Annotated in this window: 18 protein-coding genes; 7 read left to right on the top strand and 11 right to left on the bottom strand. The window is 67.4% G+C overall.

From position 1 onward, the window contains the following. Positions 1-24: 24 nt before the first annotated feature. From IEV87_RS09695 to IEV87_RS09710, 4 genes are all read right to left on the bottom strand, one after another. Positions 25-1,626, bottom strand: coding sequence for a carboxyl transferase domain-containing protein (locus IEV87_RS09695; RefSeq protein ID WP_188477488.1), 1,602 nt, complete (start codon positions 1,624-1,626; stop codon positions 25-27). After that, positions 1,623-3,170, bottom strand: a complete 1,548-nt coding sequence (locus tag IEV87_RS09700; protein ID WP_188477489.1) for an AMP-binding protein — start codon at positions 3,168-3,170, stop codon at positions 1,623-1,625. Before IEV87_RS09700 ends, IEV87_RS09695 begins: the two co-directional genes overlap by 4 nt. Before the next feature lie 97 nt (positions 3,171-3,267). Beyond that, entirely contained in the window at positions 3,268-3,807 is a 540-nt protein-coding gene (locus IEV87_RS09705; protein ID WP_229737511.1) for a VPLPA-CTERM sorting domain-containing protein, read from the bottom strand. Between the two features lie 84 nt (positions 3,808-3,891). After that, the gene (locus IEV87_RS09710; RefSeq protein ID WP_188477491.1) at positions 3,892-5,061 is read right to left on the bottom strand and encodes an isovaleryl-CoA dehydrogenase; all 1,170 of its coding nucleotides are present in this window, start codon (positions 5,059-5,061) and stop codon (positions 3,892-3,894) included. Positions 5,062-5,206: 145 nt separating this feature from the next. Here IEV87_RS09710 and IEV87_RS09715 point away from each other — a divergent pair, with 145 nt between their 5' ends. Continuing rightward, positions 5,207-5,683 carry a pyridoxamine 5'-phosphate oxidase family protein gene (locus IEV87_RS09715; RefSeq protein ID WP_188477492.1) on the top strand — a complete coding sequence of 159 codons (477 nt, stop codon included), beginning with the start codon at positions 5,207-5,209 and terminating at the stop codon, positions 5,681-5,683. A 281-nt stretch (positions 5,684-5,964) separates the two neighbouring features. On the opposite strand, the gene IEV87_RS09720 is transcribed toward IEV87_RS09715, so the two are convergent. The 3 genes from IEV87_RS09720 to IEV87_RS09730 form a co-directional block, all read right to left on the bottom strand. Then, the gene (locus IEV87_RS09720) at positions 5,965-7,176 is read right to left on the bottom strand and encodes a DegT/DnrJ/EryC1/StrS family aminotransferase (protein ID WP_188477493.1); all 1,212 of its coding nucleotides are present in this window, start codon (positions 7,174-7,176) and stop codon (positions 5,965-5,967) included. Positions 7,177-7,201: 25 nt separating this feature from the next. Then, positions 7,202-8,464: a TCR/Tet family MFS transporter gene (locus IEV87_RS09725; protein WP_188477494.1), complete on the bottom strand. Its 1,263-nt coding sequence runs from the start codon at positions 8,462-8,464 to the stop codon at positions 7,202-7,204. A gap of 66 nt (positions 8,465-8,530) precedes the next feature. Further along, complete coding sequence (locus IEV87_RS09730) at positions 8,531-9,199, bottom strand: HAD-IA family hydrolase (RefSeq protein ID WP_188477495.1); 669 nt, start codon at positions 9,197-9,199, stop codon at positions 8,531-8,533. Between the two features lie 115 nt (positions 9,200-9,314). Between IEV87_RS09730 and glmU the strand changes: the two genes are divergently transcribed. Genes glmU through IEV87_RS09745 form a run of 3 tightly spaced genes read left to right on the top strand, consistent with a single transcriptional unit; the run spans position 9,315 to position 13,165 of the window. Further along, a complete protein-coding gene (gene glmU, locus IEV87_RS09735; protein ID WP_188477496.1) occupies positions 9,315-10,670 on the top strand; it encodes a bifunctional UDP-N-acetylglucosamine diphosphorylase/glucosamine-1-phosphate N-acetyltransferase GlmU in 1,356 nt (451 codons plus the stop codon). Continuing rightward, positions 10,671-12,494, top strand: coding sequence for a glutamine--fructose-6-phosphate transaminase (isomerizing) (gene glmS / locus IEV87_RS09740; RefSeq protein WP_188477497.1), 1,824 nt, complete (start codon positions 10,671-10,673; stop codon positions 12,492-12,494). It begins immediately after the preceding gene. Then, positions 12,491-13,165, top strand: a complete 675-nt coding sequence (locus tag IEV87_RS09745) for a DNA alkylation repair protein (protein WP_188477498.1) — start codon at positions 12,491-12,493, stop codon at positions 13,163-13,165. Before glmS ends, IEV87_RS09745 begins: the two co-directional genes overlap by 4 nt. Here IEV87_RS09745 and IEV87_RS09750 read toward each other — a convergent pair. Beyond that, positions 13,162-13,590 carry a hypothetical protein gene (locus IEV87_RS09750; protein WP_229737512.1) on the bottom strand — a complete coding sequence of 143 codons (429 nt, stop codon included), beginning with the start codon at positions 13,588-13,590 and terminating at the stop codon, positions 13,162-13,164. The genes IEV87_RS09745 and IEV87_RS09750 overlap by 4 nt on opposite strands. A gap of 129 nt (positions 13,591-13,719) precedes the next feature. Between IEV87_RS09750 and moaA the strand changes: the two genes are divergently transcribed. Genes moaA through IEV87_RS09765 form a run of 3 tightly spaced genes read left to right on the top strand, consistent with a single transcriptional unit; the run spans position 13,720 to position 17,086 of the window. Next, positions 13,720-14,724: a GTP 3',8-cyclase MoaA gene (gene moaA, locus IEV87_RS09755; RefSeq protein ID WP_188477500.1), complete on the top strand. Its 1,005-nt coding sequence runs from the start codon at positions 13,720-13,722 to the stop codon at positions 14,722-14,724. Continuing rightward, positions 14,724-16,013, top strand: a complete 1,290-nt coding sequence (locus IEV87_RS09760) for a 3-deoxy-D-manno-octulosonic acid transferase (protein ID WP_188477501.1) — start codon at positions 14,724-14,726, stop codon at positions 16,011-16,013. Before moaA ends, IEV87_RS09760 begins: the two co-directional genes overlap by 1 nt. After that, positions 16,010-17,086 carry a glycosyltransferase family 4 protein gene (locus IEV87_RS09765; protein ID WP_188477502.1) on the top strand — a complete coding sequence of 359 codons (1,077 nt, stop codon included), beginning with the start codon at positions 16,010-16,012 and terminating at the stop codon, positions 17,084-17,086. Before IEV87_RS09760 ends, IEV87_RS09765 begins: the two co-directional genes overlap by 4 nt. Positions 17,087-17,174: 88 nt before the next feature. Here the strand turns inward: IEV87_RS09765 and IEV87_RS09770 are convergent, their stop codons facing one another. From IEV87_RS09770 to argE, 3 genes are read right to left on the bottom strand one after another with little or no spacing between them, the layout of a single operon-like run. Continuing rightward, a complete protein-coding gene (locus IEV87_RS09770; RefSeq protein ID WP_188477503.1) occupies positions 17,175-18,338 on the bottom strand; it encodes a M20 aminoacylase family protein in 1,164 nt (387 codons plus the stop codon). 54 nt (positions 18,339-18,392) lie between these two features. Continuing rightward, on the bottom strand, positions 18,393-19,556 hold the full coding sequence (locus IEV87_RS09775; protein WP_188477504.1) for a M20 aminoacylase family protein: 1,164 nt from the start codon (positions 19,554-19,556) through the stop codon (positions 18,393-18,395). Positions 19,557-19,559: 3 nt separating this feature from the next. Continuing rightward, positions 19,560-20,723, bottom strand: a complete 1,164-nt coding sequence (argE, locus tag IEV87_RS09780) for an acetylornithine deacetylase (RefSeq protein WP_188477505.1) — start codon at positions 20,721-20,723, stop codon at positions 19,560-19,562. Position 20,724: the final 1 nt, after the last annotated feature.

The raw sequence follows: 20,724 nt of genomic DNA on the forward strand, positions 1-20,724 counted from the left end.
CGGGGGTGAAACCCCCGGCACCGGTCACATCCGGAACACGCCGAACTTCGTTTCCTCGACCGGCGCGTTCAGCGCGGCGGACAGGCTCAGCGCCAGGACCTCGCGCGTGCGGCGCGGATCGACGATGCCGTCGTCCCAGAGCCGGGCAGAGGCATAGAGCGGGTGCGACTGGCGCTCGAACATCTCGATTGTGGGGCGCTTGAACTCCGCCTCCTCCTCCGTCGACCACGATCCGCCGGAGCGTTCGATCCCGTCGCGCTTGACTGTCGCCAGAACGCCCGCCGCCTGCTCGCCGCCCATGACGGAGATGCGGGAATTCGGCCAGGTCCAGAGGAACCGCGGCTGGTAGGCCCGCCCGGCCATGCCGTAGTTGCCCGCCCCGAAAGAGCCGCCGACCAGCATGGTGATCTTGGGCACCTTCGTCGTCGCCACCGCCGTCACCAGTTTGGCGCCATGGCGTGCGATGCCCTCGTTCTCGTACTTCCGTCCGACCATGAAGCCGGTGATATTCTGCAGGAAAACCAGTGGGATATTGCGCTGAGAGCAGAGCTCCACGAAATGCGCGCCCTTCTGCGCGGCCTCTGAGAAAAGCACGCCATTGTTGGCGATGATCCCGACCGGCAGACCCATGACATGGGCGAAGCCGGTGACCAGCGTCTCGCCGAACCGCGGCTTGAATTCGTCAAAGCGGGATCCGTCGACCACGCGGGCGATGACCTCGCGGATGTCGTAGGGGGTGCGCAGGTCGGCGGGAACGACGCCGATGATCTCTTCCGGGTCATAGGCGGGCGGGTCGGTGTCGCGCAGGCCGGGCTTGGGTCCGGCAGCGCCCAGGGACCCCACGGCCCGCCGCGCCAGTGCCAGCGCATGCGCGTCGTCCTCTGCCAGGTAGTCAGCCACGCCGGACAGGCGCGTATGTACGTCACCACCGCCAAGGTCCTCTGCCGAAACGATTTCCCCGGTCGCGGCCTTCACCAGCGGGGGCCCGGCGAGGAAGATCGTGCCCTGTTCCTTAACGATGATCGTCACGTCCGACATGGCGGGCACATAGGCCCCCCCGGCGGTGCAGGAACCCATGACCACGGCGATCTGGGGAATGCCCTTCGCGCTCATGTTCGCCTGATTGTAGAAGATGCGGCCGAAGTGGTCGCGGTCGGGGAAGACCTCATCCTGGTTGGGCAGGTTCGCGCCGCCGGAGTCGACGAGGTAGAGGCAGGGGAGATGGTTCTCCTCCGCGATCTCCTGCGCGCGCAGGTGTTTCTTGACCGTCATCGGGTAATAGGTGCCGCCCTTCACGGTGGCGTCGTTGCAGACCACCATGACCTCGCGTCCCATGACGCGACCGATACCGGTGATGAGTCCGGCGCAGGGGGCGGCATCGTCATACATGTCGTGCGCGGCGGTCGCCGACAGTTCAAGGAAAGGTGAGCCCGGGTCCAGCAGCCCCGCAACCCGTTCCCGCGGCAGCATTTTCCCGCGCGAGACGTGACGGTCGCGCGCCTTGTCGCCGCCCCCCGCCGCTGCGGCCTCGGCTGCGGCGCGGATGGTGTCGAGCGCGGCCAGATGGCCGTCGCGGTTCCGGTGGAAGTCTTCCGACGTGGCAATGGCTTGCGAGACGAGTTTCATGCGCGGGTCTCCTCAATTGCGCGGGCCTTCAGTTCCTTGCGGATCACCTTGCCAGTGACGGTCATCGGCAGGGCGTCGACAAAGCTGACCTCGCGCGGGTAATTGTGGCCGGACAGGCGGGATTTGACATAGTTAACAATGTCTTGCTCCGTGTCGCGCGATGGATCAACGCCTTGCTTCAACACGATGTAGGCCTTGACGATTTCGGTTCTTAACGGGTCCGGCTTGCCGACGACTCCGGCGGTTGCGACGGCGGGGTGGGTAAGCAGGCAGTCCTCCACCTCTCCCGGTCCGATGCGATATCCGGCAGAGGTGATGACGTCATCCTCCCGCCCGACGAAGCGGAGGAAGCCGTCCTCGATCACGCCGCGGTCGCCGGTCAGCATCCAGTCGCCGCGGAATTTTTGCGCCGTGGCTTCGGGTTTTTCCCAATATTCCAGCATCATGGAGGCAGAGCCGCGTTTTACTGCGACGTCGCCTTCACCCTCGCAGGGTTCGCCGTCTGCGTCGATCACCGCGACCTCATGGCCCGGTGCGGGACGGCCCGCGCAGCCCGGGCGCGCATCGAAAAGTGCGGCGCAGGACGACACGGTCATGTTGCATTCGGTCTGGCCGTAGAATTCGTTGATCGTGACGCCAAGCGCCTCGCGGCCCCAGGCCAGCATCTCGGCCCCAAGCGGTTCGCCGCCGGACGCGACGGAGCGCAGACCGGGGATCACGGCCCCTTCGGCCCTGAGCATGCGCAGCGCGGTCGGAGGGAAGAAAACGTTGCGAATTCCGCAAGTTGCGATCAGATCCCGGCAGGCGGCGACGGAGAACTTCGGCATCCGCGCCGCCACAACGGGCACGCCAAGCGCCAGCCCCGGCATCAGGACGTCGAACAACCCGCCGATCCAGGCCCAGTCGGCCGGCGTCCACAGCACGTCGCCCGGCTGGCCGAGGAAATCGTGGGACAGCTCCACTCCGGGCAGATGGCCGGTCAGGACGCGGTGCGCGTGCAGCGCGCCCTTTGGCTTGCCCGTGGTGCCGGAGGTGTAGATCAGCACGGCGGGGTCAGAACTGACCAGATTGACGGATCCGGTCATCTGGTCAGGAACGCCGTTCTCGGGCACCAGGGACGGCGAGCCGATGGCGGAGAGCATCGTCGCCCCCTCGGCGTCCGCGACCGACAGGATCAGGCCGGAGTCGCCGACGCGGGATTTCAGCGCCTCCTCCCGGAACAGCTTGAACAGGGGGACGGAGATCGCGCCGAGTTTCCAGATCGCGATATGGGCGGCCGCGCACCACGGGTCCTGCGATCGGAGCACACCGACCCGGTCGCCCTTCTTCACGCCCCGGTCGGCCAGCGCGGTGGCAAGCGACTCCGCCATCGCGCGGAGAGCGGCGTAGGAGACGTCGCGGCGCACCGGGCTGGTCATGTCGATGATCGCGGTGCGGGCAGGTTCGCGCGCGGCCCAGTCGTCACAGACCTGGGTCGCCATGTTGAGGCGATCCGGGATGTCCCAGGTGAAGGTGTCCGGGAAGGGCTGCATGAGGGGTTTCATGACGCCAGCATCCCGATGGTGCGGCAGGCGGGTGAGGGGCCGGCGGCAACGCCCGCCCCCCGGTCGCAGACGAACCGGAAAGACCGGTCGGCCGGAATCAGACGCGGCGGCGACGCCGTGCCAGGCCGATCCCGCCCAGGGCTCCGGCCAGCAGCAGCGAGGCCGCGGGCAGCGGCACGGCGCCATCCGGCGTGGTGACCAGCGCGGTCACGTAACCGGCGTTGTTGCCGTAGTCCCGGTCGAAGATGAAAAGCAGCAGTTCCCCTGGCGTCGCAGCCGTGAAGGTGCCGCCGGCCGCAACCTTGAAGTAGTCGGCGCTGCCGGCGATCTTGCCGACCAGCGTCCCGAACAGCAGGGTTCCGGGAATCCCGGCCAGGGTGTCGGCCCCGTAGGCAGAGGTCCCCTCCGGACCGAAGAAGAAGGCGCTTTCCAGCGACCATGAGCCGGAGGCCGTGATGGAAAACTCCTCCCCTGCGGTCAGGAAGATGCCGGTGCTGCCGCCAAAGGCGCTGGCGGCTGCCCCGGTGCCATTGGTGCTGTCCTCCCGGGCAAAGACGTCGATTGTCACGGTTCCCGCCTGAGCGGCGCCGCTCAGGCAGAGGGCGGTGAGCGCGCCCGTCAGAAGTCCTTTCAACATAATTTTCTCCAGAAAAACACGCATCTCCCGTGGGAATGCGCGATTCCAAATTATCATGGGATAATTCGAAAACAATCCGGATCATCAGCGGTTGCCCATGCTGGCCATCAGTTCCCGCCCGATCAGCATGCGGCGGATTTCCGAGGTGCCGGCGCCGATCTCCATCAGCTTGGCATCGCGGAAGATGCGGCCGACGGGATTGTCGTTGAGGTACCCCGCCCCGCCGAGCGCCTGTACAGCCTGATGCGCCACGACCATCGCCTCTTCGGAGGCGTAGAGCACGCAGGCGGCGGCATCCTGGCGGGTGACCTGACCGCGGTCGCAGGCCTTCGCAACCTCGTAGACGTAGGCGCGGGCGGAATTCATCTTGGTGTACATGTCGGCAATCTTCCCCTGCATCAGCTGGAAGTTCCCGATCGGCTGACCGAACTGCTTGCGTTCGGCCATGTAGGGCATGACCTCGTCCAGGCAGGCGGCCATGATGCCGGTGCCGATGCCCGAGAGCACGACGCGTTCGTAGTCGAGACCGGACATGAGGACAGCGACGCCCCTGCCCTCCTCTCCCAGCACGTTCTCGAAGGGGACCTCGACATCCTCGAACACCAGTTCGGCGGTGTTGGATCCGCGCATGCCGAGCTTGTCGAAATGCGGCGAGGTGGAGAAACCCGTCATGGATTTCTCGATGATGAAGGCGGTGATGCCCTTCGATCCGGCCTCCGGGTCGGTCTTGGCGTAGACGACCAGCGTGTCGGCGTCGGGCCCGTTGGTGATCCAGTACTTGTTGCCGTTCAGCCGGTAGTGATCGTTGCGCTTTTCCGCGCGCAGCTTCATCGACACAACGTCGGACCCGGCAGAGGGTTCGGACATGGCGAGCGCGCCGACATGGTCACCCGAAACGAGGCCGGGGAGGTATTTCGCCTTCTGCTCGTCGGTCCCGTTCAGCTTGATCTGGTTGACGCAGAGGTTGGAATGCGCGCCGTAGGAAAGCGAGACGGAGGCCGAGGCGCGGGCGATCTCCTCGACCACGATGACATGGGCAAGGTAGGACATGCCGACGCCGCCGAACTCCTCGGGCACGGTGATGCCAAGCAGACCGAGGTCGCCCATCTCTTTCCAGAGCGCATGCGGGAAGGTGTTGGTGCGGTCGATCTCTGCCGCCTGCGGCTTGATCCGCTCCTGCGCGAAGCGGTGGACCATGTCGCGCAGGGCGTTCACGTCCTCCCCCAGATCGAAGGTCATGGATGCGGTGAACATGCGGTCTCCTCCCCGTTTATTGAACACCCGTTCATATCTCAATCACAACCCGCTGCGCTGGTCAACAGGCGGGAACCGCCGGGCGGGGGTGAGGCGTTGGATCGACAAGGGGCCGGCGGACGGCCCGCATTGAAAGGAGACAACCATGAAAGATCATGTCAACGACCTCACCGGGACCTTCTGGGACCGCGCCGAGGACCTGAAGACGGTCATGCTCGAGATCGACGGTCGCGCGGTGCCGATGTCGCCCTATGCCGACAAGGACGAACGGGTGATCTGGTTCATCACCGCCGAGGGAACGGAGGCCTACGAGGCCGCCAAGGGATCGGGCCGCGTGCGGCTGATCGTGTCGGACATGAAGGCGAAGCTTTTCGCGGATGTGCACGGCAGCCTGACGGCGGCGGACAATCCGGACAAGCTGGACGAGCTGTGGTCGCCGGTCGCGGCGGCGTGGTTCGAGGACGGGCGCGAGGACGATGACGTCCGCCTGCTGGCCTTCCGTCCGGTGGAAGCAGAAGTCTGGGCCACGGACGGTGCGGCCGGGTTCCTGTACGAGATCGCCAAGGCGAACCTGACGGAGGAGAAGCCGGACATGGGCGACCATGGCCGGGTGACGTTCTGATCCGCAGAGTTTCAGATGAGGGTGACGCGCAGTCGCCTCGCGGCGGCCCTCTCCCCCATTGGGGAGAGGGTTTTGTTTTGCGCGGGGGGAGGTGTGGACCCCCTCCCCGGCCCTCCCCCTGTCCGGGGGAGGGGGTGGCGTTGTGCGGGGATGCGGGGCGTCATCCTCGGGCTTGATCCGGGGAGCTTTGGTCACGGGGCGAGTGGGGCGTCACGGAGATCCTCCGGTCATGCCTGAGGATGACGACAGGCGACAAAGGATGACGAAAAGCAGTGGCCGGTTTAGGCCCCTGCCCCGCCGGCCTGCCAGACCGCGCCGACCTCGGCCCGGATGATGCGGGCGAGCATCGCGCAGTCGTCGAGCGAGAACGTCAGGGGCAGGCGCATGTCGACGATGGCCTTCAGGATGCGGTCGGATTTCGGGAGCCGGTCGGACGGGGCATAGCGCCAGCTGTCGTATCGTGAGGTGAACCCCGTGGGCTCCGCCCCGCCGAACCATTTGAGCTCCACCCCGCGGGCGGCGCAGCGGCGCAGCACCTCATTCACCGCGCGGTCCGACCAGTCGAGCAGCAGGACCTGGATGGAGGAGCCGACATAATGCTCCTGCTCGGGCCGTTCGATCACCGTCAGGCCCGGCGTGCCGCGCAGCCCGGCCTCGACGACCCGGTAGCGGTCGTTCCAGCGGGCGCACTGGTCCTTCAGGCGGCGCAGCTGCGGGCGGAGGATCGCGGCGCGCAGGTTGTCCATGCGGCCCGAGACGTTCGGGGTGCCGTATTTCACCTTTTCAAACACCTCCGGTCCCGGAGCGGCGAGGTGGCGGCCATAGAGCATGTAGCTGCCCGACAGGATCACCGCGCGGGCCATGAGGTCGGGATCGCGGGTGGTCAGGAAACCGCCCTCGCCAGAGTTCATGTGCTTGTAGGTCTGGGTCGAATAGCAGGCGGCGATGCCGTGATTGCCTGAGTTGATGCCGTTCCAGGCGCCACCCATGGTGTGCGCGCAGTCCTCGATCACGCGGATGCCGGCGGCGTCGCAGATTTCCATCAGCCGGTCCATGTCGCAGATATGCCCGCGCATGTGGCTGAGCAGCAGGACGGACGCGTTGCCCTGCCCCGCAAGTTCCGCAAGGTGGTCGAGGTCGATGACGAGGTCTTCGGTCACGCCGACATAGACAGGCACCGCACCGAGCGAGGCGATGGCGCCAGGGACGGGGGCGAGCGTGAAGGCATTGGTCAGGACCGGATCGCCGGGCCCGACGCCAACCGCACGCAGCGCGGTGGCAATGGCGGAACCGCCGGAGGAGGTGGCGAGCGCGAAAGGAACGTCCATGGCAGCGGCGAATTCCTGTTCGAGCAGGGAGACCTCGGCGGTTTCGCCCTCCACCACGTTATAGCGGTGCAGGCGGCCGGAACGGAGGACCCGCAGGGCGGCCTCGATCGCGTCCTCGGGGATCGGTTCCTGCTGCGTGAACGCGCCTTTGAACGTTTCGGACATGCGCGCCTCCTCCCGGTTGCCGGCTCTACCCGACAGTGGCGGGACCGGGCGGTGGCGTCAATGTGGTGCTCCGCGCCCGGACGGAGAGGAACAGCAGGAGCGCGGCGGCGAAGATCACGGAGGCCACGAAGAACGGTGCGCCGGGGGATGGCGACGCGGCCTCCGGACGGACGAACCAGCCGAAGATCTGGGTGAAGAAGATCGCGGCCAGCAGCATCGCGACATTGGCGAGGCTTGAGATGCCGCCCTGCAGTTCGCCCTGCGCGTCATCGGGAACCTCTTTCGTCATCAGGGCGGTCAGGCAGGGATGGACGAGGCCTTCGAAGGCGACCACCACCAGCAGGACAAGCACCGTCGCGGTGGTTCCGGCTAGGCCGAAGCCGATTGCGCCGACTGTGGCGGTCAGCAGGCCCGCGATGACGACACGGGGTTCGCCGAACCAGCGCACCAGCGGACCGGAGAAAACGCCCTCGATCAGAGCGGCGAGGATGCCGAATAGCGCGAGGGTCAGGCCGATGGTGAGTTCGGTCCAGCCGAAGGCGGCGATGCCCCAGAAGGTCCAGAGGGTCGGGTAGATGCTGCCTGCGAAGAGATAGAGCGACATGACGAGCGTCAGCGGCAGGACCGTCGGATAGCCCCGGAAGACCTTGAGCACACCGAAGGGATTGGCGCGGCGCCAGTCGAACCGGCGGCGCTTTTCCTCGGGCAGGGATTCGGGCAGCAGGAACCAGCCGAGCACGAAGTTCGCCCCCGCCAGCACGGCGGCGGCCCAGAATGGCACGCGGGGCCCGAATTCGCCAAGCATGCCGCCGACCGCCGGGCCGATCACGAAGCCCATGCCGAAGGCCGCGCCGATCAGCCCGAAGGCGCGGGCGCGCTGGTCGGGCGCGGTGACGTCGGTCAGGTAGGCGGTCGCGATGACATGCGACGCGCCGCAGAGCCCGGCGATGATCCGCCCGAGGAAGAGCAGCCACAGCGTCGGCGCCAGGGCGGAGAAGACGTAATCCACCGCCAGACCGCCGATGGCGAGCAGCAGCAGCGGGCGGCGGCCGAAGCGGTCGGACAGGTTGCCGATCAGAGGGCCAAAGAGGAACTGGGCAAGGGAATAGGCGGCAAACATCCAGCCGCCGATCTCGCTCGCCCGGCCAAGGTCGACGTGGCCGACATCCTGCAGGAGCGCGGGCATCACGGGCCAGATCAGGCCGACGCCGATCATGTCGATCAGCACGGTGACATAGATGAAGACGGTCGCGGAACGGGTCGCGCCCTGGGGGGCGGTACTGGTCATGGAAAACTCCTTCGCAGCCGGTTAGGGGGCCGGTTGCGAGGGGTCAAGCGAATGTTTGGTGACGGATCAGGACCAGAGGCGGGCGACGGTCGCAGGCAGATCGTCGTAGCGGTGCAGCAGCGCCTCGGGGGCGAGCGCGGCCATGTCCTCTCCGGACGGGCCGAAGGTGACAAGGACGGAGGGCATCCCGGCGGCGCGCGCGGTGATGCGGTCGGTGTCGCTGTCGCCGATCAGGCAGGCGCGGGCGGGGTCGCCGTTTGCGCGGCGCACGGCCTCGCGCAGGGGTTCGGGATCGGGCTTGCGCACCGGCAGCGTGTCGGCCCCGATCAGCGAGGCGAATTCGGAGATCACGCCGAGTTCGGTCAGCAGGACGCGGGCGAGGCCTTCGGGCTTGTTGGTGCAGATGGCGACGGTGTGGCCGTCGGACTTCAGGGCGGCGATGGCCTCCATCGCGCCTGGATAGAGGCGGGTATGCACGGCGATGGCGCCGGCGTAGGCGTCAAGCAGGCTGGGGTAGAGCCGGTCCACCTCCCTCTCGTCCACCTCGGCGATCCGGCCGAGGCCAAGCCGCAGCATCGCCCGCCCGCCGCGCAGCGCGGTGCCGGCGTCGGCCTCTGTCAGGCAAGCACCCGGGCCGTAGGCGGCGAGGCAGGCATTGGCGGCGGCCAGAAGGTCCCCGCTGGTATCGGCAAGCGTGCCGTCGAGGTCGAAAACGATGGTTGCCGGGGTCGCCATGGGGGGCCTTTCGATTGTAACGGGCCGAAACCCAAGTTGATCTGGCCCGCCCTTGCGAAACAGCGTCATCCGGATAAAACGGGCCGCAGCGAAAAACAATGCAGAGGCATGGCACATGAGCATGGCACTCGTCATTCTGGCGGCGGGGCAAGGGACGCGGATGAACTCCGACCTGCCCAAGGTGCTGCATCCGATCGGCGGCGCGCCGATGCTGGTGCATGCGATCCGCTCGGGCGAGGTGCTGGAGCCTGCGCGCATCGTCGTGGTGACCGGCCACGGCGGCGAGGCAGTGGCGCGTGCGGCGGTGGACTATCAGCCGGGCGTGGAGATCGTGGTCCAGGAAGACCGGCTTGGCACGGCGCATGCGGTGGCACAGGCGAAGGGCGCTCTGGCGGGGTTCGACGGCGATGTGATCGTGCTTTACGGCGACACGCCCTTCATCCGGCCCGAGACGCTGGAACGGATGCAGGCGGCGCGGGCGGTGCATGACGTCGTCGTGCTGGGGTTCGAGGCGGCGGATCCGGGGCGATATGGCCGGCTCGTGATGGCGGGCGAGACGCTGGAACGGATCGTCGAATTCAAGGATGCCACGGATGAGGAGCGGTCCATAACGCTTTGCAATTCGGGCGTGGTCGCGGCGAAGGCCTCCGTCCTGTTCGACCTGATCGACGGGGTGGGCAACGATAATGCCGCGGGCGAATACTATCTGACCGACATCGTGGGGCTGGCGCGGGAACGCGGGTTGTCGGCCGGGGCGGTGACCTGCGCGGAGGCGGAGACACTTGGCATCAATTCCCGCGCGGAACTGGCTGGTGCGGAACGGCTTTTCCAGGAACGCATGCGGGCGGAGGCGCTGGAGGACGGGGTCACGCTGGTGGCGCCCGAGACGGTGTTCTTCGCCTTCGACACGGTGGTGGGCCGCGACACGGTGGTGGAGCCGAACGTGGTCTTCGGCCCGGGCGCGAGCGTGGAGTCCGAGGCGCAAATCCGGGCGTTCTCGCACCTCGAGGGCTGCCATGTCAGCCGCGGCGCGGTGGTCGGACCCTATGCCCGCCTGCGTCCCGGCGCGGAACTGGCCGAAGACGTAAGGGTCGGAAACTTCGTGGAAATCAAGGCGTCACGGGTGGATCGCGGGGCCAAGATCAACCATCTCACCTATGTCGGCGACGCCGAGGTCGGTGAGGATGCCAACATCGGCGCGGGCACGGTCACCTGCAACTACGACGGCGTCATGAAGCACACGACCCGGATCGGTGCGCGGGCCTTCATCGGGTCCTCCACCATGCTGGTTGCGCCGGTGTCCGTCGGGGATGACGCAATGACCGGGTCCGGGTCCGTCATCACGCAGGACGTGGAACCGGGCGCGCTGGCCATCGGGAGGGCGCGTCAGGTGACGAAGCCGGGGCTGGCGCGAAAACTGTTCGAAATGCTGAAGGCGCAGAAACAGAAAAAAGATCAAGGGGCGCAGTAAATGTGTGGAATTATCGGGTACCTGGGCAGCCATGAGGCCGCCCCCTTCCTTGTCGAAGCCCTCAAACGGCTGGAATACCGCGGCTATGACAGCGCCGGGATTGCCACGGTGCATGACGGTGTGCTGGACCGCCGCCGCGCGGTCGGCAAGCTGGTGAACCTGTCGGATCTGCTGGTGCACGAACCGCTCGCCGGGAAATCGGGGATCGGACACACAAGGTGGGCGACGCATGGCGAACCCTCCACCCGCAACGCCCATCCCCACAAGGCCGGGCCGGTCGCCGTGGTGCACAACGGGATCATCGAGAACTACCGCGAATTCCGCGCCGAACTGCGGGACCTGGGCGTCATGCCGGCGACGGAGACCGACTCCGAGACGATCGCCCTGATGGTGGAGCACTACATGTCGCGCGGCGACTGCCCGCGCGACGCGGTGGAACGGACCGTCAAGCGGCTGGAGGGGGCCTTCGCGCTCGCCTTCCTGTTCGAGGGCGAGGAGGATCTGATGATCGCCGCCCGCAAGGGCTCTCCGCTCGCCATCGGGCACGGGGACGGCGAGAACTATGTCGGGTCGGACGCAATTGCGCTGGCCCCGCTGACGGACCGGATCACCTATCTCGAAGAAGGTGACATGGCGGTGGTCACACGCACCTCGGTCGAGATCCGCGATGCCTCGGGCGCGCTGGCGAAACGGGAGATGAAGCAGATCAAGACCGATGCGACGCGGGTCGACAAGGCCGGGCACAAGCATTTCATGGCCAAGGAGATCGCGGAGCAGCCGCAGGTGATTTCCGAGGCCATCGGTCATTACTTCGGCGCGGGGCAGAGCGAGATCAGGTTCCCTTCGGACCAGGTTGATTTCACCGGGGTTTCGCGGATGGTCCTGGTGGCCTGCGGGACGGCCTTCTACGCCTGCCTGACCGCGAAATACTGGATCGAAAAGCTTGCCGGGATCCCGGTCGAGGTCGATGTGGCGTCGGAATTCCGGTACAGGGAGCCGCCGGTCGGCCCGGGTACGCTGGCGCTGTTCGTCAGCCAGTCGGGCGAGACGGCGGACACGCTCGCCGCGCTGCGCTACTGCAAGGGCAAGGCCGACCGGATCGTTTCGGTCGTGAACGTCACCGAAAGCTCCATCGCGCGGGAGAGCGACGTGGCGCTGCCGATCCTTGCGGGGACAGAGATCGGCGTGGCCTCGACCAAGGCGTTCTCCTGCCAGCTGCTGGTGCTGTTCGTCACCGCGATGGAGGCGGCGCGGCAGCGGGGGCTGCTGAGCGCGGACCGGCAGGCGGACCTGGTGTCGGCAATGCGCGGCCTGCCTGCACGCATCAACCTCGCGCTCGACGCGGAGCCGGTGATCGAGGCGGTCGCGCAGGAACTGGCGGAGGCGCGGGACGTGCTCTTCCTAGGGCGGGGGCAGATGTATCCCCTGGCGCTGGAAGGGGCGCTGAAGCTGAAGGAAATCAGCTATATCCACGCGGAGGCCTATGCCAGCGGGGAACTGAAACACGGGCCGATCGCGCTGATCGACCAGAACGTGCCGGTGGTGGTGCTGGCCCCGCGGGACGCGCTGTTCGAGAAGAGCATCTCCAACATGCAGGAGGTCATGGCGCGGGCGGGCAAGGTGCTGCTGGTGTCGGATCGTGCCGGTCTGGGCGTTGCCGGTGAGGGGCTGTGGCGCAGTATCGAGATGCCGGGGGTGGAGGACCTGCTGGCCCCGATCCTCTATGCCATTCCGGCGCAGCTTCTGGCCTATCACACCGCCGTGGCCAAGGGCACGGACGTGGACCAGCCGAGAAACCTGGCGAAGTCGGTGACGGTGGAGTGACCCCGGAGGCGGTCATCGCGGACCTGACGGCGGGGGCCGATCCCGGCAAGGCAGCGGAGATGGCCCGCTACCACAAGGCGGAACGGGTCTATCTGGGCGTCGCCAACCCGGTGCTGAACGACGTGGCCAAGGGGTTGCGGCAGGGGCTGGATGTGCCGGAGCGGGTTGCGCTGGCGCGGGGTCTCTGGGACAGCGACATTCACGAGGCGCGGGTCGTTGCGGCGAAGATGCTGGTGCAGGCGCGCATCCGGGAGGACGCGGCGGTCTGGGACCTGATCTGTTCCTGGGTGCCGCAGTTCGATGGCTGGGCTGTGGCGGATCACGTCTGCGAGGCCGGCAACCGCCGGATCATGGCGGACCTGACACGGCTGGACGTGGTGGAGGAGTGGACCACCTCAGGGCATCTTTGGACGAAACGGGCGGCGCTGGTTATGACCCTGCCGCTGACCAAGTCGAACCACCCGTCGCCGGAGGAACGCCGCGCGCGGGAGCGGGTTCTGGGCTGGGCGGCGGAATACGTCGCGGACCCGGAGTGGTTCATCCAGAAGGCCGTGGCCTGGTGGCTGCGTGACCTCTCCAAGCATGACGGGGCGCGGGTGCGCGATTTTCTGGCTGAACATGGGGCCGCGATGAAGGGGTTCGCGCGCAAGGAAGCGGCGAAATACCTTTAGCGGCTGACGGTGACCTCGGGCAGCGCGGTCAGCGGCGCGCCGAGCGCCTGCATCAGTTGCAGGGAGGCACGGGATCCGGCTGTCGCGGGTCCATCCAGCGGGATCAGGTCGGCGGTAACGGTCCTTCCCTGATAGGCGACCGAGCCGGGCGCGCGGGCCTTTACCAGCGGCGTGCGCAGCCAGAGACCGGGTTCTGACGCATCGAGCGAGGCGACGGTGGTGCCAAGCGTGCCGGTCGCGGGTGCCGTCGCGGCTGCGGTTGGAGCGGCGGCGGGTGCCGGGAGTTCTCCCGGCCGGTCGGGCGGGCGGATCGCGGCGGGTTGTGCCACGGGTCCGGTCGGCGTGGCCTCCGGCAGGCCGGCGGGGCGTTTGAGCCCGGCGCAGGCGGACAGGAGGATCAGGGCGGTGACGGCAAGGAGTCTCATGCCGCCGATCATGGAGGGTATCGCGACAAGGTCAATGCATGGCGGCGTCACCGCGCGTTCGGCGGGCGGAACCAAGTCCCCGCCCCTTCCGCCCTTGCCGCGCCCCTTTCCCCGGCTTAAGTTCCGACCATGACGGCCCCGCTCATCGATCCTTTCGCGCGCGCGATCACCTATCTCCGTGTTTCGGTCACGGACCGCTGCGATTTCCGCTGCGTCTACTGCATGGCCGAGAACATGACCTTCCTGCCGAAGAAGGAGCTGCTGACGCTGGAGGAACTGGACCGCATGTGTTCGGCCTTCGTGCGGCTCGGGGTCGAGAAGCTGCGGATCACCGGCGGGGAGCCGCTGGTGCGGCGCGATATCCTGACCTTCTTCCGGTCGATGTCGCGGCATCTCGACTCGGGCGCGCTGAAGGAACTGACGCTGACCACCAACGGGTCACAGCTGGAACGGTTCGCGGGAGATCTTTACGCGGCCGGGGTACGGCGGGTGAACGTATCGCTCGACACCCTGGACGAGGCCAAGTTCGCGCGGGTGACGAGATGGGGCCGCCTTCCGCAGGTGCTGCGCGGGATCGACAAGGCACTGGCGGTTGGCCTGAAGGTGAAGCTGAACGCGGTCGCGCTGAAGGGATTCAACGAGGACGAGCTGTTTACCCTGGCCGAATTCTGCGCCGACCGGGGCATGGACCTGACCTGGATCGAGGTGATGCCAATGGGCGACCTCGGCAACGAGGACCGGATCGGGCAGTATTGGTCGCTGAACGACCTGCGCGCCACCCTCGCGACGCGGTACAGGTTGACTGATCTGCCGGAACGGACAGGCGGCCCCGCACGCTACGTGCGGGTTGAGGAGACCGGGCAGAAGATCGGTTTCATCACGCCGCTCACGCACAATTTCTGCGAAAGCTGCAACCGGGTGCGGGTGACCTGCACCGGCGAGATTTACATGTGCCTCGGTCAGGAGGATGTCGCCGACCTGCGCGCGCCGCTCCGGTCGTCGGAGAGCGACGGGCCCCTGGAGAACGCGATCCGCGCCGCGATCGGGCGTAAGCCCAAGGGTCACGATTTCGATTATTCGCGCCAGCGGGCCGATGGCCAGGTGTCGCGCCACATGAGTCACACGGGCGGCTGATGCAGCCGCAAGGCACTGTCTTCTACCACTTCTACCGGATGGTGGCCGCGCTTGCCGCGCCGGTCATCTGGCTGCGGGTGTCGCGCAAGCTGGCCCGCGCCGGGGTGCCGGCCGCCCGGCAGCGCGAACGGCTTGGCCATGCCACCCTGCCCCGGCCGGAGGGGCGGCTGTTCTGGTTCCATGCCGCCAGCGTCGGGGAAAGTCTGTCGGTCCTCGCGCTCGCCCGGCGGATGATGGAGCGCGAACCGGGGGCCGAGGTTCTCATCACCTCGGGCACCGCGTCCTCGGCGGAGATACTCGACAAGCGGATGCCTGCGGGCTGCCGCCACCAGTTCGCCCCGCTCGACCGGCGGGATGCGCTGTCGCGGTTCCTCGGCCACTGGCGACCCGACGCGGCGATCTTCGTGGAAAGCGAACTCTGGCCGCAGATGCTGGTCGCGACGCATCGGGCGGGGGTGCCGCTGGCGCTGCTGAACGCCCGCATGTCGGCCGCGACGCTGAAGAACTGGGGCCGGTTCGATGCGACGGCGCGCTTCCTTCTGGGGCTGTTCACGCTGATCCGGACGCAGGATCAGCGCACGCTCGACGGGATGCTGGCGCTTGGCGCGGATCCGGACCGAGTGGCGCGGGGGCCGAACCTCAAGGCGATGTCCGATCCGCTGCCGGTGGACGAACGCGCCTACATGGAGATGGAGGACGCGGTGTCCGGCCTGCTCTGGGTTGCGGCCTCGACCCATCCGGGAGAGGAGGCGCAGGTGATCGAGGCGCATCTGAAGCTGCGCGAGACGGTCCGCGACGCCCGGCTGATCCTCGTGCCGCGCCATCCCGAACGGGCGGAGGAGGTCGCCGCGCTGGTCCGCGCACAGGGGCTGAGCGTGGTGCGCCGGTCGGTGCAGCGCGATCCGGACGGGGCGGACGTCTACATCGCCGACACCCTGGGCGAGATGGGGCTGTGGTATCAGCTGGCGCCGGTCGTCTTCCTCGGCGGGTCGCTCGGCCGTGCCGGAGGGCACAACCCGTTCGAACCGGCACAGATGAACTGCGCGCTGATCTCGGGACGGAAGGTGGCGAACTTTGCCGATGTCTATGCGGCCTTTGCCGAAGCCGGGGCGGTGCGCATGGTCAAGAACGCAAGGGAACTGGCCGAGGCGGTCGCCGTTCTGCTGACCGATCCGGAGGAACAGCAGGCGCAGAAGAGCGTCGCCGCCTCGCTCGCCCGTTCGCGGCTCTCGGAGCTCGACGACCTTGCGGACCTGCTGCTGACCGGGCTGGCGGAGGACGCCGCATGACCCGGCCCGACATCAGCCGTCCGGACATAAACGGGATCGACGTGATCGCGCCGAATTTCAAGCGGCGCCTTTCGGGCGTGACCTCGACCGTGGTGCGGCTGGTGCCGCTGCAGGCGCGGCAGATCGCCATTGCCGCCGCCGCCCCCGCCCTGCCGGAGGAGGTGCCGCAGGTCCCGCTTGCCTCGCTCCTCACCATGTCCCGGCGGGGGCCGTCCGGCGCGCGCGTCTGGCACGCACGGCGCAACGTGGAAATGATCGCGGGGCTGGCGCTGAAGCACCTGCTGCGCAAGCGGCTGCGGCTGATGTTCACCTCCGCCTCGCAGCGCGAGCACACCGGGCTGACGAAATGGCTGATCCGGCGGATGGAGGCGGTGGTCGCGACCTCTGCCCGGACCGCCGCCTATCTGGAACGGGACGCGGTGGTGATCCTGCATGGCATCGACACGGATCAGTTCTCTCCGTCCGAGGACCGCGCGGCGCTGCGCCGCCGTCTCGGGCTGCCGGAGGGGGCGGTGATCGCGGGCTGCTACGGGCGGATACGGGCGCAGAAGGGCACCGATGTCTTTGTCGAGGCGCTGCTTCACCGGATGGATCGCGACCCGGACCTCGTCGGCGTGGTCATGGGCCGCGCGACGGAGAAACATCAGGGGTTCGAGCGGGAGCTGAAGGCGCGGATCGCCGCGCGGGGCCATGCGGACCGGCTGCTGTTCAAGCCCGAGGTCCCGGTCTGGGAGATGGCCGACTGGTACCGCGCGCTCGACCTCTACATCGCGCCGCAGAGATGGGAGGGCTTCGGCCTTACTCCGCTGGAGGCCATGTCCTGCGGCGTGCCGGTTCTCGCCACCCGCGTCGGCGCATTCGAGGAACTGGTGAGCGACGGCGAAACCGGGGCGCTGGTTGCGCCGGATGACATTCCGGGGATGACCCGGGCCGCCGATGCGCTGCTGTCCGACCGCGCGGCCCTCGCCGCCCTGGGCCGGAAGGCGCGGGCACAGGCCCTGTCACGCTTCCGGATCGAGGACGAGGCCGCGGCCCTGGTCGCGATCTACCGGAACCTGCTCGCAAAAGGGTGACCGGCCCCGGCTCTTTGGTTTCGCAAATATCCTGGGGGGCGGCGCGCAGCGCCGGGGGGCAAAGCCCCCCTGCCCGACCCCGCCGGGATCAGGCCGCGGGCATGCGCCGTTCCGCCAGTCCGGCCCACCAGGAACAACCGGCGGGGATCGCCTCGTCGTTGAAGTTGTATTCCGGCGTGTGGACGTTGGCGCTGTCTCCGTTGCCGACGAGGATGTAGGCGCCGGGTCGTTCCTCCAGCATGTAGGCAAAGTCCTCTCCGCCCATGGTCAGGTCGGCGAGCTCGCAGGCGCCCGAGACTTCCGTCGCGACGGAGGCGGCGAATTCGGTCTGTTCCTCGGAATTCACCATGGCGGGGTAGCCGGGGATCCAGCGTATGTCGGCCGTGGCACCGAAGGCCGTGCAGGTGGAGGTCGCGATGGCCTTGAGCCGGGTTTCGGCGAGGGCGCGGGTCTCCTTCGACATGGTGCGGATGGTGCCCTTGATGGTCACCGCGTCGGGGATGACGTTGAAGGCCTTGGACGAGCTTTCGATGGAGCAGACGGAGATCACGATCTGTTCGATCGGGTCCACGTTGCGCGAGGCGACGGACTGCAGCGCGGTGACGAGGGAAGAGGTCGTCACGATCGGATCGACGGTCTTGTTGGGCTGGGCCGCGTGGCCGCCCTTGCCGACGATGCGAATCTCGAACTGGTCGGTGGAGGCGAAGAAGCCGCCGGGGCGGATCGCGAACTGCCCCGTGGGGATGCCGGGCCAGTTGTGCATGCCGTAGACCTCCTGGATACCGAAGCGGTCCATCATGCCGTCCTGGCACATCTCCTTGCCGCCGCCGCCGCCTTCCTCTGCGGGCTGGAAGATCACCACGACCGTACCGTCGAAATTCCGCGTCTCCGCCAGATACTTGGCCGCGCCGAGAAGCATCGCGGTGTGGCCGTCATGGCCGCAGGCATGCATCGCACCGGGGGTTTTTGACGCATAGTCGAGGCCGGTGCTTTCCAGGATCGGCAAGGCGTCCATGTCGGCGCGCAGGCCGATCACCTTGCCAGAAGCGGTGGATTTGCCCTTGATCACGCCAACGACCCCGGTGCGGCCGATGCCGGTGGCGACCTCGTCACAGCCGAAGGCCTTCAGCTTGTCCTCCACCACCTTTGCGGTGCGGACGGTGTCGAACAGGATCTCGGGGTTCTCGTGGATGTCCTGCCGCCATTCGGTGATCTCAGGCAGCAGTTCGGCAAAGCGGTTCTTGACCGGCATCTTGATCGTCCTTCTTTTCGCCGGATCAGACCGGCAGGTATTCCATTCGCCGGATCACGCCGGCAGGCGCTTTTCGACAAGCTCCGCGAACCAGCTGCAACCGGCGGGGATGGCATCGTCGTTGAAATCGTATTCGGGGTGGTGGACCGGAGCGGTGTCACCGTTGCCGAGGAAGATGTAGGCGCCAGGGCGTTCCTCCAACATGAAGGAAAAATCCTCTCCGGCCATGATCGGCGGGGTGGCGCGGTCGACATGGCCCGAGACGGCCTCGGCAATGTCGGCGGCGAATTCGGTCTGCTCCGGGGCGTTCATGGTAACGACGCCGATGTTCTTCACCGTGACCTCCGCCTTCGCGTCGAAAGCCTCGGCGGTGGCGGTCGCGATCTCTTTCAGACGGCGTTCGGTCAGGCTGCGCATGTCGGGGTCGAGCGTGCGGAAGGTGCCCATCATGTGCACGGCGTTCGGGATGATGTTGAACGCCTCCGTATCCGGTTTCACCACGCAGACCGACACCACGACCGATTTCACCGGGTCGGCGTTGCGCGAGGCGATGCTTTGCAGGGCCAGGATGATCTGGGCGGAGACCACCACCGGGTCCACCGTGCCATGGGGCTGTGCCGCGTGTCCGCCGCGCCCCGTCACTGTGATGGAGAATTCGTCGGCCGAAGCCAGCAGCGCCCCCGGGCGGATGGCGAAGTGACCGGCGGGAAGGCCGGGCATGTTGTGCAGGCCGTAGACCTCGTCGATATTCCAGCGGTCCATGAGCCCGTCGTCGCACATCGCCTTGGCCCCTGCCCCGCCCTCTTCGGCCGGCTGAAAGATCAGGACGACGGTACCGGAGAAACGGCGGGTTTCGGCGAGGTACTTCGCCGCGCCAAGCAGGATGGAGGTATGGCCGTCGTGGCCGCAGGCATGCATCGCGCCGGGGGTTTTCGACGCATGCGGCAGGCCGGTCCTTTCCGTCATCGGCAGCGCATCCATGTCGGCGCGCAGGCCGAGGGTGCGGGCGGGACCGGTGCCGGTGCCCTTGATGACCGCGACGACGCCGGTGCGGCCGATGCCCTCCACCACCTCGTCACAGCCAAATGCGCGCAGCTTTTCGGCGACAACCCCGGCGGTGCGGTGCACCTCGTACAGGATTTCCGGGTTCTCGTGGAAATCGTGCCGCCAAGCGGTGATCTCGGGCAGCATCTCTGCGAAGCGGTTCTTCACGGGCATGTGTCAGGCCTTCAGATGGTCCAGCAGGCGGCGCATGAAGTCGTGGCCCGCCTCGAACTGGCTGATTTCGATGTATTCGTCGGGCTGGTGCGCCTGCTGGATGTCGCCGGGGCCGCAGACGACGGCGTCGAAACCGTGTTCCTGGAAATACCCGGCCTCCGTCCCGTAGCTGACGACGTGGGAAGCGTTGTCGCCGGTGATCTGGCGCACGAGCGTTTCCGCCACGCCGCCGGGTTCGGCCATGAGACCGGGTCCGGCGAAGCGTTCCGTGACCTCGATCCGGGCGGTCGGCTGGATCGCCTGCATGCCCGCCTCGATCTCTGCGATCTTGTCGAAGATGCGTTTCTTCCATGCCTCGCGGTCGTCGCCCGGGACGACGCGGATGGTGAAGACGAATTCGCAGTCCTTGGCGGTGATGTTGTGGGCGGTGCCGCCCTCGATCATGCCGACGTGCAGGTTGGACCAGGGCGGGTCGAAGGCGGCCGCATGGGCGGGGGGCGTGGCGGCGGCGCTCTGTTCGTTGACCTCGTTCGCCCACTGGATCAGGCGGGCGGCCTCCATGATGGCGGAGACGCCGCGATAGGCCAGGGAGGAATGGATTTCGAAGCCGTGGAAATGCACGTCCCAAGCCATGCCGCCCTTGTGACCGGTGACCGCCTGCATGGTGGTGGGTTCGCCGATGATGGCGGCGGCGGCGCGGGGGAAGTGGGGCACGGCATCGCGCAGCAGCGGGTCGGCCCCGATCAGCCCGACCTCCTCGTCATAGGTGAGGGCAAGCTGCAGGGGGCGCGCGGTGCCGGCGGCCTGCGCCTCTGCCACTGCCCAGATGGCGAGCGCGTCAAAGCCCTTCATGTCGCAGCAGCCGCGCCCGTAGTAGCGCCCGTCCTTCTCGGTCACGGTGAAGGGGTCGGAGTGCCAGTCCTGACCGTCCACGGGCACCACGTCGGTATGGCCCGACAGGATGATCCCGCCCTCCTCCATCGGCCCGGCATGGGCCCAGAGCCCGGCCTTGGGTTCAGAGGCGTGGAGGTGGCGGTAAGTCTTCACCCCGTGGCTGTCGAGGTAATCCTGCACCCAGTCGATCAGGGGCAGGTTGCTATCGCGGGACACCGTGGGGAAGCTGACGAGCTTCTCCATGATCTCGTAGGGCGTCAGTCTTGCGGGCATG

This window comes from Primorskyibacter flagellatus, from assembly GCF_014638275.1.
GTDB lineage: Bacteria > Pseudomonadota > Alphaproteobacteria > Rhodobacterales > Rhodobacteraceae > Pseudooceanicola > Pseudooceanicola flagellatus_A.

What these genes read in the sequence shown, in the direction of transcription:
- IEV87_RS09695 (WP_188477488.1), bottom strand. Translation starts at nt 1,626, where the DNA reads ATGAAACTCGTCTCGCAAGCCATTGCCACGTCGGAAGACTTCCACCGG.
- IEV87_RS09700 (WP_188477489.1), bottom strand. Translation starts at nt 3,170, where the DNA reads ATGAAACCCCTCATGCAGCCCTTCCCGGACACCTTCACCTGGGACATC.
- IEV87_RS09705 (WP_229737511.1), bottom strand. Translation starts at nt 3,807, where the DNA reads ATGTTGAAAGGACTTCTGACGGGCGCGCTCACCGCCCTCTGCCTGAGC.
- IEV87_RS09710 (WP_188477491.1), bottom strand. Translation starts at nt 5,061, where the DNA reads ATGTTCACCGCATCCATGACCTTCGATCTGGGGGAGGACGTGAACGCC.
- IEV87_RS09715 (WP_188477492.1), top strand. Translation starts at nt 5,207, where the DNA reads ATGAAAGATCATGTCAACGACCTCACCGGGACCTTCTGGGACCGCGCC.
- IEV87_RS09720 (WP_188477493.1), bottom strand. Translation starts at nt 7,176, where the DNA reads ATGTCCGAAACGTTCAAAGGCGCGTTCACGCAGCAGGAACCGATCCCC.
- IEV87_RS09725 (WP_188477494.1), bottom strand. Translation starts at nt 8,464, where the DNA reads ATGACCAGTACCGCCCCCCAGGGCGCGACCCGTTCCGCGACCGTCTTC.
- IEV87_RS09730 (WP_188477495.1), bottom strand. Translation starts at nt 9,199, where the DNA reads ATGGCGACCCCGGCAACCATCGTTTTCGACCTCGACGGCACGCTTGCC.
- glmU (WP_188477496.1), top strand. Translation starts at nt 9,315, where the DNA reads ATGAGCATGGCACTCGTCATTCTGGCGGCGGGGCAAGGGACGCGGATG.
- glmS (WP_188477497.1), top strand. Translation starts at nt 10,671, where the DNA reads ATGTGTGGAATTATCGGGTACCTGGGCAGCCATGAGGCCGCCCCCTTC.
- IEV87_RS09750 (WP_229737512.1), bottom strand. Translation starts at nt 13,590, where the DNA reads ATGAGACTCCTTGCCGTCACCGCCCTGATCCTCCTGTCCGCCTGCGCC.
- moaA (WP_188477500.1), top strand. Translation starts at nt 13,720, where the DNA reads ATGACGGCCCCGCTCATCGATCCTTTCGCGCGCGCGATCACCTATCTC.
- IEV87_RS09760 (WP_188477501.1), top strand. Translation starts at nt 14,724, where the DNA reads ATGCAGCCGCAAGGCACTGTCTTCTACCACTTCTACCGGATGGTGGCC.
- IEV87_RS09765 (WP_188477502.1), top strand. Translation starts at nt 16,010, where the DNA reads ATGACCCGGCCCGACATCAGCCGTCCGGACATAAACGGGATCGACGTG.
- IEV87_RS09770 (WP_188477503.1), bottom strand. Translation starts at nt 18,338, where the DNA reads ATGCCGGTCAAGAACCGCTTTGCCGAACTGCTGCCTGAGATCACCGAA.
- IEV87_RS09775 (WP_188477504.1), bottom strand. Translation starts at nt 19,556, where the DNA reads ATGCCCGTGAAGAACCGCTTCGCAGAGATGCTGCCCGAGATCACCGCT.
- argE (WP_188477505.1), bottom strand. Translation starts at nt 20,723, where the DNA reads ATGCCCGCAAGACTGACGCCCTACGAGATCATGGAGAAGCTCGTCAGC.